Here is a 15,640-nt window from a genome sequence, read left to right as displayed (position 1 = left end):
TGTGGGGCCGCCCCAATTCGGGTCGGCCCCACAGCTGTCGGTGGCGGTGCTGCGTCGGGTCGGCGCTGCGTCGTGTCGATGGTGTGCGGTCGGCTCAGCCCTCGGGGGACCTGCGGCGCTTGCCCGCGGTCACGCCGACGGCGATCGCGCCGAGTCCCAGGAAGGTGAGCCCGGTGACCAGCATGGCGATGCCGTCCGTCTCGCCGGTGTCCGGCAGCGAGTTCCCCGAGGCGTCCGACGCCGAAGGTTCCGCCGCGGCGGACGGCGACGCGGCCGACGGATCCGGGGGCGGCGCGACCGGCTGCCCGGCCGGCGCGGCGGACGCCGGCGAGGCGTTCCACGTGGCCACGGCGAAGCCGATTCCGCCCAGAAGGAGACCCACGGCCAGCACGACCGCCACGGGGGTGCGGAGCACGCGCCACGTTCGCGGCGCCGTAGCCCGCGACGTAGGCGGGTTCGTGTTCGAGGGCATGTGCGGGTTCGTGTGCGGGGGCATCAAGAGCTTCCGTCTTCGGCGCCGGGAGCGCCCCCAAGCCGCTCCGGCGCTTCGGCATCGAACGCTCCACGGTAGCTCTGCCTCAGACCAAAAAATGGTACCTATACGATGAATTTCGTCACATGACGGAGCCTCTGGAGCGCATTAGGGCAACCGAGCCCTCCTGAGTCGGCCGTTCGCGTCCTCGACGAGGCGTGCCCGGGGCCGCCGATGCGCCGGAGCCACCGGTCGCACGTGTGGGTGGGAAATGGCCGAAACCACCACCGCCGAAGGGTTCAGCCGCCACCATGGGTCCCGTGCCCCTGGACGCCCTGGACGAGAAGATTGTCGCTCACCTGATCCAAGACGCCCGCGCCAGCTACGCCGAGATCGGCACCGACGTGGGCCTGTCGGCACCTGCCGTGAAGCGGCGCGTGGACCGGCTCCGGGGCAGCGGCGTGATCAAGGGGTTCACCGCACAGGTCGATCCGAGCGCACTGGGCTGGACCACGGAGGCGCTGGTGGAGATCTTCTGCGAACCGCGCACCTCCCCGGCGGCGCTGCTCACCTGCCTGGAGCGCCACCCCGAGGTGGTGCGGGCGGACACCGTGACCGGCAAGCCCGACGCCGTGGTCCGCCTGCTGACCGCGGACGTACGCCACCTCGAAGCGGTCCTGGAGCGCATCCGCCAGGAGCCCGTCGTCATGACGACGCGCAGCACGGTCGTCCTCAACCGCCTCCTAGAGCGCCCCGGGAACGGCTGAGGGGTGCCCGTCCGCCGCGGGTGCGGCGGGCGAACACCCCTCGTACGCCTGTGCGTCGGCGCGCCGGGCGGCTCAGATCAGGCCGAGCTCACGCACCGCGTCGCGCTCCTCGGCGAGCTCGCGCACCGAGGCGTCGATGCGGCCGCGCGAGAACTCGTTGACCGCCAGGCCCTGGACGATCTCCCACTTGCCGTCCTTGCAGGTGACCGGGAAGGAGGAGATGAGGCCGGCGGGCACGTCGTACGAGCCGTCGGAGACGACGCCCATCGAGGTCCAGTCGCCGGCCGCGGTGCCGTTGACCCAGGTGTGCACGTGGTCGATGGCCGCGTTGGCCGCCGACGCCGCCGACGAGGCACCGCGCGCCTCGATGATCGCGGCGCCGCGCTTGGCGACGGTCGGGATGAACGTGTCGGCGAGCCACGCCTCGTCGTTCACCGTCTCCGCGGCGTTCTTGCCGGCGATCTCCGCGTGGAAGATGTCCGGGTACTGCGTCGCGGAGTGGTTGCCCCAGATCGTCAGCTTGGCGATGTCGCCGACCGCGGCACCGGTCTTCTGCGCGAGCTGCGAGATGGCCCGGTTGTGGTCGAGGCGGGTCATCGCGGTGAAGCGCTCGGCCGGTACGTCCGGCGCGTGCTGCTGCGCGATGAGCGCGTTGGTGTTGGCCGGGTTGCCGACCACGAGCACCTTGATGTCGTCCGCGGCACCGGCGTTGATCGCCTCGCCCTGCGGCTTGAAGATGCCGCCGTTGGCGGACAGCAGGTCGCCGCGCTCCATGCCGGCGGTACGCGGACGCGCGCCCACCAGCAGCGCGATGTTGGCGCCCGCGAAGCCGTCGGCCGGGTTGTCGAAGATGTCGATGCCCTTGAGCAGCGGGAACGCGCAGTCGTCCAGCTCCATCGCGGTGCCCTCGGCGGCCTTGACCGCCTGCGGGATCTCCAGGAGACGCAGCTTGACCGGCACATCCGGGCCGAGCAGGTGGCCCGAGGCGATACGGAACAGCAGCGCGTAGCCGATCTGGCCGGCCGCGCCGGTGACGGTGACGTTGACGGGCGTGCGGGTCATCGTTGCGATCTCCTGCTACCTGGCGGGTGAGGGTTCCCGGAACGGGGATATCTCGTGATCGAGATACTTCCGACGGCCACCCTACTCCGCCCGCGATGCCCCGATGGCCGGTCTGGTACGGCATGTGGGAAACACCACCGAAACCGGCCTTCCGCCGCCGCCCCGGGCCGCGCCCGGGTCAGCCGGTACGCCGGGGCACCCACGGCAGGTCGACCAGCGGCGGAGGCACCGAGAGCCCGAGCATCACGACCGCGCCGCCGAGCACCAGCATGACCATGACGTCGGTGAACCGGCTGCGCACCGCCAGGATGCCGACCTCGCGGACGAACAACCGCAGTATCGCAGCCACCGTGAGGGTGCCGCCGACCATCAGCGTCGCGGACCGGAACCCGAACAGCGCGGCGGTCACGAGGGATCCGGCCAGCAGCGCCAGCACCAGGACCGCCGGCCACTCGCGCAGGCCGCCGGGGCCGGTGGGCGTCGAACCGCCTTCGGGGAGGAACGTACCGTCGTCCCGCGAACCGCGGCCGGAGCGCGGGGCGCGGCGTGAACCGCGCGACGCGGCCCGCCCGGGCCCGTTCGGCGCACCGGGCCCACCGCCGTGACCCGGCCCCCGGGATGCGGCCGGTGTGTTCGACGCCATCGCCGTCACCGCACTCGGCCGGGGTGCGCCGGGAACGCCGTCGCGGTGGCGTCCCGACCGCGAGCCGGCTTGTGGGCCATGCCTGTTGCCCTCCTGCTGTCCGAGCGTTCCACTCTAGTGGGATCCCCGTGCGGGCGGTCCAGGGGTCGGCGGCGCTCCGCGGGCGGCGGGCACCGCCCGCGGACGACGGCTCAGCGGCTCGCCAACTGCCGCTCCGCCGCCTCCACGACGTTCGTCAGCAGCATCGCGCGGGTCATCGGGCCGACGCCGCCCGGCATCGGCGCGACCCACGCGGCCTTCTCCAGGACCTCCGGGTGCACGTCGCCGACCAGGCCCTGCTCGGTACGCGTGATGCCGACGTCGAGCACGACCGCGCCGGGCTTGACGATGTCGGCGCTGACCAGCCCCGCGACGCCCGCCGCGGCGACGATGATGTCGGCCTCCAGGGCGTGCCGGGTCAGGTCCTTCGTGCCGGTGTGGCACAGCGTCACGGTGGCGTTCTCGGTGCGGCGGGTCAGCAGCAGCCCGATCGGGCGGCCGACGGTGACACCGCGGCCGATCACGCATACGTCGGCGCCGTTGAGCGGGATGTCGTACCGGTGCAGCAGCTCGACGATGCCGCGCGGCGTGCACGGCAGCGGCGCGTCCTGGCCCAGCACGAGGCGGCCCAGGTTGGTCGGGTGCAGGCCGTCGGCGTCCTTGTCCGGGTCCATCAGCTCCAGGACGCGGTTGGCGTCGAGGCCGCGCGGCAGCGGCAGCTGCACGATGTAGCCGGTGCAGGTCGGGTCCTCGTTGAGCTCGCGGACGACCGCCTCGACCTCCTCCTGCGTCGCGGTGTCGGGCAGCTCGCGCTGGATGCTCGCGATGCCGACCTCGGCGCAGTCGCGGTGCTTGCCGCGCACGTAGGAGTGGCTGCCCGGGTCGTCCCCGACGAGGACGGTGCCGAGGCCGGGGTTGATTCCCTGGGCCTTCAGGGCCTCGACACGGACCGCGAGTTCGGACTTGATGGTGGCGGCGGTCGCCTTGCCGTCGAGCTTCTGCGCCTTCAAGGGGTTCTCCTGATCCACGGGTGCAGGCCGTCTCCCGGGCGGGGAAGGGCCGCGGGTCACCTCGATTGTCCCGTACGCGGCGTGTCCGCCTCACGCACCCTGCGCGGAGGGGCGCCGAGCTGGGCCAGCACCTGCGACGCGACGCCGGAGCCGGGCTCGCGGGCACCGGCGAGGAGGGCGTACGTCAGGCGCTTGAGGTGCTGGCGGAGCACCGGGTGCCCCCACAGTTCGGGCAACTCGGGCGGCACCGGCGCGCGGCGCTGCTCCGCGGCGGAGGCCAGGGCCTCGATGTAGGCGTCCAGCTTCTCCGCGTCCTCGTCGGTGAACGGCGCCTCCGTGGGCTTGCCGTAGACCGCGAAGCCCTCCGGGTCGAGCGCCGCCTTGTAGTCCGCCAGTTGGTCGGCCGCGGGCTTGAGCGGCGCGGCCATCAGGCGGAAGCCGAGGCGCTGCACGATGACGACCGCGGGCCACAGGCGCTCGACGCCGCGGCGGCGTCCGACCAGCTCGCCGAGGGACGACTCGTAGACGGTCCACAGGTCGATCAGCTCGCGGCGCACCGCGGTACGCAGCTTCAGCCACGCCGGCGCGTTCTCCTCCGCCTGCCCCGCGACGACCGCGCGCAGCATCATGCCCTCGGCCCGGATCGCCCGGCCGAGCGCGACGGGCAGGCGCTCGGTGGACGCCCGGCGCCACAGCAGGAAGCTCGCGAAGACGCCGATCCCGAGGCCGATCAGCATGTCCAGCAACCGGGTAGAGGCGAGGTCGCCGACGTGCCGGTCGGGTGATCCGGCCCCGACGAGCAGCAGCGGCACGGGCGTGATGAAGGCGACGCCGGCGACGAGGTTGCGGCGCATGACGGTCTGCGCGGCGCCGTACAGCAGCGCGACCATGACCACGGTCTCCCACGCGCCGGGCGCCAGGTCGTGCAGGAAGACCGTGACGACCGCGACGCCGATGAAGGTGCCGATCGCGCGCTGCAGCGCGCTGCCGAGGTCGAGGACCGCGTTGCCGCCCTGGAGTGCCGCGGCGGCGCCGATGGCGACCCACGAGGGGTGCACGATCGGCAGGATCTCGGCGAGGCCCGTGGCGGCACCGACCGCGAGTCCGGTGCGGACCGCGGCGGGCGGCAGGCGCGACGCGCGGCCGGCGGCGGCCTTGAGGAGTTCGAGAGTCTTGGGACGGTCGCCCTTGAGTGCCTCGCCCTGCGGCATGGCCGGTTCGCCCGCGGCGCGTACGGCGTCCCGCAGCGCGGTGCGCAGCCGCCGCTGGCCGTTGGTCTCGGTGTCCGCGAGCAGGGTCGGCAGGGCGGGGCTGAGCCGGGGGCGGCCGACGGCGTCGGCGAGGCCGCGTACCGCGTCGCCGATCTCGGGCGGCAGCGGTCTGGCGCGTTCCTCGGCGAGGAGTTCGCCCGCGTGGAAGATGTCGTGCGCGCGGCGGACCAGCACCTGGAGCCGCCGGGCCTCGCCGGACAGGCGCGTACGGCGGCCGTCGGCGCGCAGCAGCGTGACCCACGCCTGGTAGACGGCCTGGGACGCCTGGTGGCGCGCGGCGTCCACGCGCGGCCCGCCGATGGCGTCGAGGAATCCGGCGACGGCGGTGAACGCGTCGGCGATTGCCACGTGTTCGGGGTGGGTCGGGCGGACGAGCCGGCCGGACATCGAGATGAGCCAGCCGCCCGCGCAACCGACCAGCAGCAGCGCGACGTTCCGCGGGATATCGGAGGTGCCGCCGGTGGCGAACGTGCCCATCGCGCACACCAGCGTGAACATGTAGCCGCCGGGGCGGCCGACGCGGAGTGCGCCGCACATGAAGGTCGCGGCCGCCGCGACGACGGCGATGACGAGTGCGGTGACCCAGCGGTGCCCGGCGGCTAGGGAGCCGGCCGTGTAGGACGCGGCGAGGCCGAGCCCGACGGCGGCGAGCACGCGGGCGCGGCGGGCGTACGGCTCGCGCGACGCGTAGAGGACGGAGTAGCCGCCGATCGCGGCGGTGGCGCCGTGCGTGACGCCGCCGACCGCGGTGACGAGGGCGAAGGGGAGGCCGACGCCGAGGGCCGCGCGAGCGCCGTTGGCCCAGGCGAAGCGGTCGTCGGTGAGGGTGACGATCGGGCGCAGTGTTCCGGCGGCGCTGTGTCCGAGGTCGGGCGGGTGCTCCTCCGGGAAGAGGGGCAGCGGACCCGGGTCGGCGACCTGCTTGCTCATCCCCTCGAACACTACACAAGTTGATCAAAGCGGACAAAGGCTGGATATTACGATTTCCGGTGATCAACTTCGCGATAGAGAATTTAATACCCGAGACCCGACCGGAGCGAATTGACTAAAGATCCCCGTGGGCCGATTCTTTCCCTCGGCGGCCCAGGGGGGCTACCTGGCGACCGTTCCGGGGGCAATGGGCCGTCTTCTTTTCGCGAGGAGAAGTCTTTCCCATGTTTCGGACACAGCGGGGCATATCCCGCATGGGTTCGGCGTGCGCGGCCACCGGTCTGGCGGCTGTCGCCGTCATCGGCATGTCGCCGGCCGCGTATGCGGACGCCGGCAAACTGCGCTTCAAGGGCCACGTCAAGGACACCGCCGGACGCATCGTCGTCGACCGTCCCGAGCAGTGGTTCGACGAGAGCGCCGGCACCAATTTGAAGGTGCTCGGGAGTGGTGGGCCCGAGGTCACCGTCTACTGCATCGACCTGGACACCGCGGTGAACGGCAGCGCCGACTACCGCGAGGGCACCTGGGCGGAGTCCTGGCTCAAGGACACCGCGAAGATCGCCAAGATCAACTGGGTGCTGAACAACTCGTACCCGAAGGTCACGAGCCTGGCCGAACTGGCCGAGAAGGCCGGTGTGCCGAAGGGCCGCAAGCACGACGGGCTGTCCCCGGCCGAGGCTGTCGCGGCCACCCAGGCGGCGATCTGGTACTACAGCAACGGCGCCAAGTTCGAGCGGGTCAGCGAGTCCGGCTGGGCCGACAAGGACGGCGACAACGAAGACGTCTCGGCCGTCTACAAGTTCCTCACCGGCAGCGCCAACACCGGCCTGGACACCGAGCCTTCCGCGTCGCTGGAGCTCGACCCGACCAAGGTGACCGGCACCGACGGCGACCCCAAGGGCGTCGGCCCGGTCACCGTCCGGACCACGTCCACCGAGCCGGTCGCGGTCGCGCTCGAGGGCACCGTGCCGACCGGCGTCTCACTGGTCGACGGCCAGGGCCAGCCGATCACGACGGCCGCCGACAAGACCGAGCTGTGGGTCAAGGTTCCCAAGAACCAGAACCCGGGCGCGGCGAACATCTCGGCGCAGACCAAGGCGTCGGTGAACGTCGGCCGGGTGTTCATCGCCGAGAGCCGCAAGAAGTCGCAGACGTTCATCACGGCCGGCTCGCAGCCGTTCGACGTCAAGGCGAACGCCAAGGCCGAGTGGAGCCACAAGGCCGTTCCGGCGCCCTCGGTGGCCTTCCGCGAGGAGTGCCAGGAGGGCGGCGTCTCGGTCGAGCTGAAGAACGCGGGCGACGCGCCCGCCGACTTCGTGCTCAACGGCCAGACGATCAAGGTGCCGGCCGACTCGGGCAAGACCGAGCTGGTCAAGGTGGCGGAGGACGCCGACTACAGCATCACGGTGACCGGCCCGGGCAACTTCTCGGAGACCTTCGCCGGCAAGCTGGACTGCGTGCAGCCGCCGGTCGACCCGGAGCCGACGACGACCCCGACGACCGAGCCGCCCACGTCGGAACCGCCGACGTCGCAGCCCCCGACCTCGGAGCCGCCGACTTCCGAGCCGCCCACCTCCGAGCCGCCGACTTCCGAGCCGCCCACCTCGGAGCCGCCTACTTCGGAGCCGCCCACCTCGTCGGCCCCGACCACCAGCAAGCCCGCGACGTCCGCCCCGGCGACGTCCACCAAGCCGGCGACCAGCGGCGCGCCCAGCTCGCCCGCGGCTTCGTCGCCCGCCGCCTCGTCGTCGGCGCCGCCCGCCGCGACGAGCCCGACCGGGGGCGAGCCGCCGCTCATCCCCGAGGTCGAGCCCGGCACCGAGAACCCGCCGCTGACGATCCCGTGGGTGCCGGTCGGTGACGGCCAGGACCTGGCCGAGACCGGCGGCGACGACAACTCCACGACGCTGATCGCCGGTGCCGCAGCCGCGCTGCTGCTGGCCGGCGGCGGTGCGGTGTTCCTCAGCCGCCGCCGCGGAGGACGCCACCAGGCGTGAGCCGACCGCACCCGCGGATAGCCGCGGGCAGCGTCCGGTGACCGTCGCATAGCACCGCAGAAGTACCCAGAAAGGGCCCCGCCTCGCCGGCGGGGCCCTTTTTGTGCGACCGATGCCTCCCGAATTATTGGGATTGACTCCGGAGGGTGCACTTTATTTGTCGACAGCACGACTAATTTCCGGCGTTCTACCCGTTCTCTGGGAAAGGTAAAGCCCTTGGAACAAGCCTGTGACAATTCTCGAACCGCATTGCCGGGCCCCCATAGGCTGCGGACAGTCATTTGGCGGCCCCGTCACCCCGCCTGACACCACGACCTCTCATTCCGAGCCCTACTCGATGGGGAGCAACTTATGTTCCGTACGCATGACCGGAAGATCGTCGGACGCGTGTCCGCGATCGCGGCGGCGTCCGCTTTGGCGCTGGGCGGCACCCTCGCTCTCGCGGGTCCGGCGCACGCGGAAGGTGTCAAGGGCGAGTTCAAGGGCTTCGCCGATGTGACCGGCGACAACAAGGAGGACTCGCTCGGCCTTTTCGTCAAGGGCTACAAGCACGGCGACAAGGTCGTCGCGGGCCTCATGGACCTCAAGCTGGAGACCGGCGAGACGCTCAAGGTCTACTGCGTCGACATCGAAACGGGCACCGAAGGCGGCAACAAGTACGCCGAGGGTGAGTGGGGCACCACCTGGCCGTCGGGTGCCGACGCCGCCGAGCGCCGCGCCAAGATCAAGTGGATCCTGCTCAACTCGTTCCCCACGGTCTCGGTCGACACGCTCAAGACCAAGGTCGGCATCGAGGGCCTGGACGCCCAGGAGGCGGCCGCCGCGACGCAGGCCGCGATCTGGCACTTCAGCGACAAGATCGACCTCAACGACGCCGGCAAGGGCGACGTCACCAAGCTCTACGACCACCTGGTCAAGTCGGCCACCGCGACCGACAACAACGAGCCGAAGATCTCCCTCGAACTGACCCCCGAGGAGCAGAGCGGCAGCCCGGCCGCCACCCCGGGCGTAGGCCCGTTCACCGTCAAGACCAACGCCGAGGGCAAGGTCATCGAGGCCGACCTCAAGGCGGGCGCCCCGGCCGGCACGACGCTGGTCGGCAAGGACGGCAAGGCCGTCACCAAGGTCGGCAACGGCGACGAACTGTACGTCAAGCCCGCCGCGGGCAGCGAGACCGGCGAGGCCACCGTCGAGGTGTCCGGCAAGTCCAAGCTGGACGCCGGCCGCATCTTCAACGGCACCAAGAAGGGCACCTCCCAGGCTTCGCAGAAGCTGATCCTCGCCGAGCACCAGACCGTCACCGCCAAGGCCGACGCGAAGGCCAAGTGGGCGGCCAAGGGCGCGCTCCCGGCGTTCACCGCCAAGCAGATCTGCGCCGAGGGCGGCGTCGAGGTGACCACGAAGAACAACGGCGACATGCCGTTCGAGTTCACCCTCGACAACAAGAAGTCGACCGTGAAGCCCGGTGACACGGCCAAGCAGGTCGTGAAGATCGAGGAAGACCAGGCGTACACGATCAAGATCCTCGGCCCGGACAACAAGACGCTGAAGGAGTTCAGCGGCGTCCTGGACTGCAAGACCGCCTCGACGACCGGTGGCGGCGGCAGCACCCCGACCCCGTCGGCGCCCGCACCCAGCGCCCCGGCGCCGGCCCCCGCGCCGAGTGGTCCCTCGCTCGCCGAGACCGGTGGCAGCGACAGCAGCAGCGGCCTGTACCTGGGCGGCGGCGCCGTGCTGCTGCTCGGCGGCGGCCTGGTGTTCTTCGTGATGCGTCGCCGGGCCGCGCAGTAAGCGGCACGGCGCGGGCCGCGACGGTCGTACGGCCGACCGCGCGCCGCACGTAGCACCACCCGCACGACACAAGGCGAGAAACGGCGAGGGCCCCGGACTTCGAGTCCGGGGCCCTCGTACGTCACCTCCCGCCCGGCATCGCGCAGCCGACGGTGGTCATCGCATCAGTGGAAGAAGTGCCGCGTCCCGGTCGTGTACAGCGTGATGCCGGCCGCCCGCGCCGCCTCCACGACCATCTCGTCGCGCACCGAACCGCCCGGCTGCACCACGGCCTTGACGCCCGCCGCGGTCAGCACCTCGAGACCGTCGGGGAACGGGAAGAACGCGTCGGACGCCGCGACCGAGCCGATCGCCCGCTCCCCCGCCCGCTGCACCGACAGACGCGCCGAGTCGACCCGGTTGACCTGTCCCATGCCGACGCCGACCGTGGCGCCGCCGGACGCCAGCAGGATCGCGTTGGACTTGACCGCGCGCACCGAGCGCCACGCGAAGACCAGGTCGCGCAGGGTCGCCTCGTCGGCGGGCTCGCCGGTCGCGAGGGTCCAGTGCTCGGGGTTGTCGCCGGGCGCCTGGAAGCGGTCGGTGTTCTGGAGCAGCAGACCGCCGTCGATCTGCCGGAACTCGGCCACCGCGGACGGCGGCTCGGGGGCGCGCAGCACCCGGATGTTCTTCTTGCGGGCCAGCGCCTCGACCGCGCCCTCCTCGTAGTCGGGCGCCACGATGACCTCGGTGAAGATCTCCGCGACCTGCTCGGCCATCGCCAGCGACACCGGGCGGTTGACCGCGATGACGCCGCCGTACGCCGAGACCGGGTCGCACTCGTGCGCGAGGCGGTGCGCCTCCGCGACGTCCGCGCCGATCGCGATGCCGCACGGGTTGGCGTGCTTGATGATCGCCACGCACGGCAGGTGGTGGTCGTACGCCGCGCGGCGGGCCGCGTCGGTGTCGACGTAGTTGTTGTACGACATCTCCTTGCCGTGCAACTGCTCCGCTCCCGCGAGCCCGCCCGTGCCGCCGCTGTAGAGCGCCGCGGCCTGGTGCGGGTTCTCGCCGTACCGCAGCACCGCCTGGCGCTCGCGCGTCGAGCCGAGGAACGCCGGGAACTGCTCGTCGTCGGCGGGCGCGTAGGCGTTCGAGAACCACGAGGCGACCGCGACGTCGTAGGCGGCCGTGTGCGCGAACGCCTCGCCGGCCAGGCGCTTGCGCGCGGCCAGGTCGAAGCCGCCGTCGGCGACCGCGGCAAGCACGTCGGCGTACCGGGACGGGCTCGTGACGACCGCCACCGACGGGTGGTTCTTGGCCGCGGCCCGGACCATCGAGGGCCCGCCGATGTCGATCTGCTCGACGCACTCGTCCGGCGTCGCGCCCGAGTCGACGGTCGCCTGGAACGGGTAGAGGTTCACCACGACGAGGTCGAACGGCTTGACGTCGAGGTCCTCCAGCTGCGCCCGGTGCGACTCCAGGCGCAGGTCGGCGAGGATGCCGGCGTGCACGCGCGGGTGCAGCGTCTTGACGCGGCCGTCGAGGCACTCCGGAAAGCCGGTCACTTCCTCGACCTTGGTCACCGGCACCCCGGCGGCGGCGATCTTTCCGGCGGTGGACCCGGTCGAGACGAGTTCGACCCCGGCGGCGTGCAGCCCCTGGGCGAGCTCCTCAAGCCCGGTCTTGTCGTACACGCTGACCAGCGCGCGGCGGATCGGACGCTTGCTCGAGGAGCTCTCGGGGGTGCTCATGATCCGAATCGGACCTTTCTTCCTTCGATGCGGTAGCCCTCGCGGGCGAGGCGGCCCACGATTTCGACGAGCAGGTTGCGCTCGACAGTCTTGATGCGCTCGTGCAGCGCGTCGCCGCCGTCGGCCTCGTCGTCGTCCTCGACCGCGACCACGCCCTGCGCGATGATCGGGCCGGTGTCGACGCCGGAGTCGACGAAGTGGACCGTGCAGCCGGTCACCTTCGCGCCGTATGCGAGCGCGTCGCGCACGCCGTAGGCACCCGGGAACGACGGCAGCAGCGCGGGATGCGTGTTGACCGTGCGGCCCTCGTAGCGGCCCAGGAACGCCGGACCGAGGATCTTCATGAAGCCGGCCGACACCACCAGGTCCGGCCGGTACGCGGCGACCGCCTCGGTCAGCGCCCGGTCCCACGCGGCACGGTCGGCATGGTCGCGGACCTTGACGACGAAGGTGGGCAGGCCGGCCTTCTCGGCGCGTTCGAGGCCCAGGATGCCGCCGCGGTCCGCGCCGACGGCCACGATCTCGGCGCCGTACCCGGGGTCGGCGCTCGCGTCGAGGAGTGCCTGGAGATTGCTGCCCGATCCGGAGACGAGGACGACGAGCCGCGCGGGCCCGGAGGTGCGCGGGGCGTGTACGGCCACTGCGGAGGCTCTTTCCGAACGGAGGGCGCGAGCGGGGGTGTGCGACCGGCGGCGCGGCGGCCTGGCTCCCTCAGGTACACCCCGGACATCCGGATGGGGATATCCGACGGGATATAAGGGGAACACGCGGGCAGCGCCCGATCGTCAGCAACGATAGCGTCAGGTGGTGCGCGGTACCGAACCCGGGGATGGGCGCGGGCCGGGTCATGCGTACGACGTGCCGGGCCGCGCGGGCGACCGCGGGGGGACGCGCGTGTATCGCACCACCGCCCGGACCGCGGAGGGGGCGCACACGTACGATCCCGGGGTAATGGTTCGCATCGGCCGGCTCGCGCAGCCGGGCCCAGGGCACGGAGGTAGGGCACTCTGCTGGACGACGCCGGGCGCGGCACGGTCGCGAGAGCCCGTGGTACGGACGCGCGTGAGGCATTGGGAGCGGGTGCCCCTTGGGGATCCGGCACGACGAGGGCAGGCGGCATGAGTACGGGCAACAGCACCGGCAACGAGACCGACGAGCGCGACCCGTACGCACCGCCGCCCGAGGGGGCCCCCGACCGGCCCCCGGCCGCGCCCTGGAACCTGCCCGGTTCCGGCGGCGACGGGTCCGGCGGTCCCGGTGGCTCGGGCGGATCCGGAGGGTCGGGCGGCTCCGGCGGCGGTCCGTGGGGCAGCCCGCGGCAGGGACGCGACCGGCAGGACCGCGACCGCGAGGACCGCGACGACGAGCGTCCGCCGGCCGACCCGCGCCGGCGCAACGCGCGCATCGCGCTGTGGATCGGCGTGTGGGGGCTGTTCCTCGCCTTCTTCTTCTGGGAGGAGGCCGGCATCGTCATGGGCATCGCGGCGGTCGTGCTCGGCGCCCGCGCCCTGCGCGGCACGTCGGCCCCGCAGGTGGGGCCGCGCATCGAGCAGGGGCCCGGCGGTACCGCCCGTACGCCCGGGCGCGCACGGCGGTTGGTCCGCCCGGCACGGGTCGCCACCACGCCCGGCGCCACCACCCAGGGCACGGTGCCGCGTCCGCCGGGTGCCATGGTCGGCCTCGTCACCGGCGCCCTCGCCGTGGTGTGGGTGCTCGGCGTGTGGAGCTTCCGGTGGTCGCAGCAGGACTACTACGACTGCATGGACGCCGCGCTGACCAAGCAGGCCCAAAAGCAGTGCGAGCGTGAACTGCCGAGCTTCATGCGGAACATGGTCGACAACATCGACAACAACCCGATCTGATCCGAGACCGGGTCGGGCTCCGCCCCCCACCCGCCGCGGCACAGGGCCATCGTCGAGGTCCGCACTACACCGGGTTCCGGGGTGCCCCGGACTCCGGGGGGTGCGGGCCTCGACCGGTTCCGGACCCGGTTTCCGGACCTCGACCGGTTCCACGGCCTTGCGGCGTCGCGGCCCTACCTCTCGAACATCGGCTGCGGCTTGGCGTCGGGGCCCGGCCACAGCGGCGCCTTCGGATCGTCGCCCAGGTGCCGGAGCACCTCCAAGACGCGGTGTTCGCTGCCCGGCGGCATCTGGGCGAGCACGCGCAGGGTCCGGACCAGCTGTGCGGTCGGAGTGCCCGCCGGCCATCGACGGCGCATGCCGTGTTCGGTCTGGTATACCGCGCTCTCCGACGCAGGCCGGGCGTTCGCCGGCACTCGGTGTCGGCGCGAACTCCCGGAGTCAGCGGGAGGATTGCTCCGGTACCGGGACCACGACCGTGGCCAGTTGCGCGGCCGCGCGGACGCGACGCCAACGCCACCAGCCCGCAAGCGCCGCGGTGAGGACGGCGGCGACCGCCACCGCGGCGGTGACGGATCCGGCCGCCGGCCAGATGTGGGGGCCGGTGCGGGTGAGCCGCTGCGCGCCGGCGGCACCGGTGGAGAGCCAGGCTGCCCCCGCGACGAGTACGCCGGTGACCGGCCCGGCCGCGGCCGCGGCGGCGAGCGCGGTCCGCAGCCTGCCCGCCTGTCCGCCGCGCGCGGCGATCAGGCCGGCCGCCACCCCGGCGGCCACCGGCACTGCGAGCGTGCACCACCCGGCGATCGAGGTCGTCCCGGGGAGCGCGCCCAGCAACGGCAGGGCCGGGACCGCACCGAGGTCGACACCTGTGGGCGCGACCGTGGTCCCCACCCCGACCGCGAATCCGGCACCCGAGGCGTACGCGACGGCGCACATGATCGCGTTGGGCATGAGCGCCGCACACAGCAGCGCGAGCGCGACGGTGTCGGGCGCCCCCACCGCGACCCGGTCGACGTACGCACCGACCGCGTGCGCGTGCACGATCAGCGACGCCGAGACGATCACCGCGCCGCCCGCGGCCAGCACGCACGCCGCGGCCGCCCCTGCCCGCAGCGCCACCGCGGCCGGCCCCGCGTACGGCCGTACGCGGTCGCGCAGGTGCGGCGGCATCCGCTCGGACAGGTCGCGGTAGGCACCCGTGCGGAGCGCGCCGTACATGCCGAACACCAGCGCGGCGGCTCCGGCGGCGACAGGGGCGCGCTCGCGCACCGGCTGGATCGCGGGGGTGCCGGCGATGACGGCGATGCCGTACGCGAGCCCGGCGTACACGATCGCGAACGCCGAGAGCGCGAAGGTCACCGCGCGGGCGCCCCCGGTCTGCCCGCTCTCTCCGGCCGCGGCACACCGGCGGCCGGCGCGTACCAGGACGATCACGAGGGGAACGGTGACGCCGAGCGGGACGATGCCGAGGCGTACCGCCGCACCCGGCTGCTCGCCCGCGACGTCGAGCCCGACGCGCTGGGCCGCAAGCCAGACCTGCCCGGCGGTGCGCAGGATGTCGCCCGGGTCGGTGAAGCCGCCGCCGAAGGCGTCGGCCAGCACGGCGAGGAGCACCGGTACGAGGGCGAAGCCGAGGCCCAGGCCGACGGCGACGAACCCGGCGGCAGCCCCGTCGAGTGCGGCGCGCAGGTCGGCGGCGGGGTCGGGAGCGTCGGAGAACTCCTCCTCCTCGACGCCCGCACCGTGGCCGTCGCCGTGGAGGCCGTCTTCGGGACCGTCGTGATCGTCGAGGACTTTGAGGCCTTCGGGACCGTCGAGATCGCCGACGTCGGGGTCGGCCGCTGCGGGGTGGCTCGGCAGCGCGGGTACAGGGGTGTCGCTCACGATCCCTCATGCTGCCAACGCGAAGGCAATCTGCCCGGTATATGGCCTTCGCACCGGCCGTGTCGGCCCGGATCTGTTGGCATTCACACAGATTCGACAGTCACTGATCTGTTTTCACAAGAAATATGGCATTACCAAGCACGCGGTGGGGTATCGGTGCGCCCAGGCGGATGCTCCAC

At 72.5% G+C, this 15,640-nt stretch carries 13 protein-coding genes; 4 read left to right on the top strand and 9 right to left on the bottom strand.

What is annotated here, in order from left to right:
* Window positions 1-94 precede the first annotated feature (94 nt).
* Entirely contained in the window at window positions 95-415 is a 321-nt protein-coding gene (locus AB0C36_RS22530) for an LPXTG cell wall anchor domain-containing protein (protein ID WP_358356665.1), read from the bottom strand.
* Window positions 416-792: 377 nt separating this feature from the next.
* Here AB0C36_RS22530 and AB0C36_RS22525 point away from each other — a divergent pair, with 377 nt between their 5' ends.
* Window positions 793-1,239 (top strand): Lrp/AsnC family transcriptional regulator, encoded by a 447-nt coding sequence (locus AB0C36_RS22525; RefSeq protein WP_358356664.1) that lies wholly within the window; start codon window positions 793-795, stop codon window positions 1,237-1,239.
* Window positions 1,240-1,311: 72 nt separating this feature from the next.
* Here the strand turns inward: AB0C36_RS22525 and AB0C36_RS22520 are convergent, their stop codons facing one another.
* The 4 genes from AB0C36_RS22520 to AB0C36_RS22505 form a co-directional block, all read right to left on the bottom strand.
* Window positions 1,312-2,301: a malate dehydrogenase gene (locus tag AB0C36_RS22520; protein WP_358356662.1), complete on the bottom strand. Its 990-nt coding sequence runs from the start codon at window positions 2,299-2,301 to the stop codon at window positions 1,312-1,314.
* A 178-nt stretch (window positions 2,302-2,479) separates the two neighbouring features.
* Window positions 2,480-2,944 carry a DUF3017 domain-containing protein gene (locus tag AB0C36_RS22515; RefSeq protein ID WP_358356660.1) on the bottom strand — a complete coding sequence of 155 codons (465 nt, stop codon included), beginning with the start codon at window positions 2,942-2,944 and terminating at the stop codon, window positions 2,480-2,482.
* A 191-nt stretch (window positions 2,945-3,135) separates the two neighbouring features.
* Entirely contained in the window at window positions 3,136-3,993 is an 858-nt protein-coding gene (locus AB0C36_RS22510; RefSeq protein WP_358356658.1) for a bifunctional methylenetetrahydrofolate dehydrogenase/methenyltetrahydrofolate cyclohydrolase, read from the bottom strand.
* Window positions 3,994-4,049: 56 nt separating this feature from the next.
* Window positions 4,050-6,194 (bottom strand): FUSC family protein, encoded by a 2,145-nt coding sequence (locus tag AB0C36_RS22505; RefSeq protein WP_358356657.1) that lies wholly within the window; start codon window positions 6,192-6,194, stop codon window positions 4,050-4,052.
* 224 nt (window positions 6,195-6,418) lie between these two features.
* Here AB0C36_RS22505 and AB0C36_RS22500 point away from each other — a divergent pair, with 224 nt between their 5' ends.
* Together AB0C36_RS22500 and AB0C36_RS22495 are read left to right on the top strand one after the other, a co-directional pair.
* Window positions 6,419-8,191, top strand: a complete 1,773-nt coding sequence (locus AB0C36_RS22500) for a Cys-Gln thioester bond-forming surface protein (RefSeq protein WP_358356656.1) — start codon at window positions 6,419-6,421, stop codon at window positions 8,189-8,191.
* A 351-nt stretch (window positions 8,192-8,542) separates the two neighbouring features.
* Window positions 8,543-9,982 carry a thioester domain-containing protein gene (locus tag AB0C36_RS22495; protein ID WP_358356655.1) on the top strand — a complete coding sequence of 480 codons (1,440 nt, stop codon included), beginning with the start codon at window positions 8,543-8,545 and terminating at the stop codon, window positions 9,980-9,982.
* Between the two features lie 164 nt (window positions 9,983-10,146).
* Here the strand turns inward: AB0C36_RS22495 and purH are convergent, their stop codons facing one another.
* Both purH and purN read right to left on the bottom strand, forming a co-directional pair.
* Window positions 10,147-11,715, bottom strand: a complete 1,569-nt coding sequence (gene purH, locus AB0C36_RS22490; protein ID WP_358356653.1) for a bifunctional phosphoribosylaminoimidazolecarboxamide formyltransferase/IMP cyclohydrolase — start codon at window positions 11,713-11,715, stop codon at window positions 10,147-10,149.
* Window positions 11,712-12,356, bottom strand: coding sequence for a phosphoribosylglycinamide formyltransferase (purN, locus tag AB0C36_RS22485; protein WP_358356652.1), 645 nt, complete (start codon window positions 12,354-12,356; stop codon window positions 11,712-11,714). The genes purH and purN overlap by 4 nt, the downstream gene beginning before the upstream one ends.
* Window positions 12,357-12,833: 477 nt before the next feature.
* Between purN and AB0C36_RS22480 the strand changes: the two genes are divergently transcribed.
* Window positions 12,834-13,577 carry a hypothetical protein gene (locus AB0C36_RS22480; protein WP_358356650.1) on the top strand — a complete coding sequence of 248 codons (744 nt, stop codon included), beginning with the start codon at window positions 12,834-12,836 and terminating at the stop codon, window positions 13,575-13,577.
* A gap of 173 nt (window positions 13,578-13,750) precedes the next feature.
* Here the strand turns inward: AB0C36_RS22480 and AB0C36_RS22475 are convergent, their stop codons facing one another.
* Both AB0C36_RS22475 and AB0C36_RS22470 read right to left on the bottom strand, forming a co-directional pair.
* Window positions 13,751-13,936: a hypothetical protein gene (locus AB0C36_RS22475; RefSeq protein ID WP_358356648.1), complete on the bottom strand. Its 186-nt coding sequence runs from the start codon at window positions 13,934-13,936 to the stop codon at window positions 13,751-13,753.
* A gap of 82 nt (window positions 13,937-14,018) precedes the next feature.
* Entirely contained in the window at window positions 14,019-15,461 is a 1,443-nt protein-coding gene (locus AB0C36_RS22470; protein ID WP_358356647.1) for a cell division protein PerM, read from the bottom strand.
* Window positions 15,462-15,640: the final 179 nt, after the last annotated feature.

It is taken from the genome of Streptodolium elevatio (assembly GCF_040649515.1).
Classification (GTDB): domain Bacteria; phylum Actinomycetota; class Actinomycetes; order Streptomycetales; family Streptomycetaceae; genus Yinghuangia; species Yinghuangia elevatio.
This window is presented reverse-complemented; position numbering and strand designations above follow the sequence as displayed.

Coding starts and splice junctions, on each gene's coding strand:
- AB0C36_RS22500 (WP_358356656.1), top strand. CDS start 6,419: ATGTTTCGGACACAGCGGGGCATATCCCGCATGGGTTCGGCGTGCGCG.
- AB0C36_RS22520 (WP_358356662.1), bottom strand. CDS start 2,301: ATGACCCGCACGCCCGTCAACGTCACCGTCACCGGCGCGGCCGGCCAG.
- purH (WP_358356653.1), bottom strand. CDS start 11,715: ATGAGCACCCCCGAGAGCTCCTCGAGCAAGCGTCCGATCCGCCGCGCG.
- AB0C36_RS22475 (WP_358356648.1), bottom strand. CDS start 13,936: ATGCGCCGTCGATGGCCGGCGGGCACTCCGACCGCACAGCTGGTCCGG.
- AB0C36_RS22495 (WP_358356655.1), top strand. CDS start 8,543: ATGTTCCGTACGCATGACCGGAAGATCGTCGGACGCGTGTCCGCGATC.
- AB0C36_RS22515 (WP_358356660.1), bottom strand. CDS start 2,944: ATGGCGTCGAACACACCGGCCGCATCCCGGGGGCCGGGTCACGGCGGT.
- AB0C36_RS22505 (WP_358356657.1), bottom strand. CDS start 6,194: ATGAGCAAGCAGGTCGCCGACCCGGGTCCGCTGCCCCTCTTCCCGGAG.
- AB0C36_RS22480 (WP_358356650.1), top strand. CDS start 12,834: ATGAGTACGGGCAACAGCACCGGCAACGAGACCGACGAGCGCGACCCG.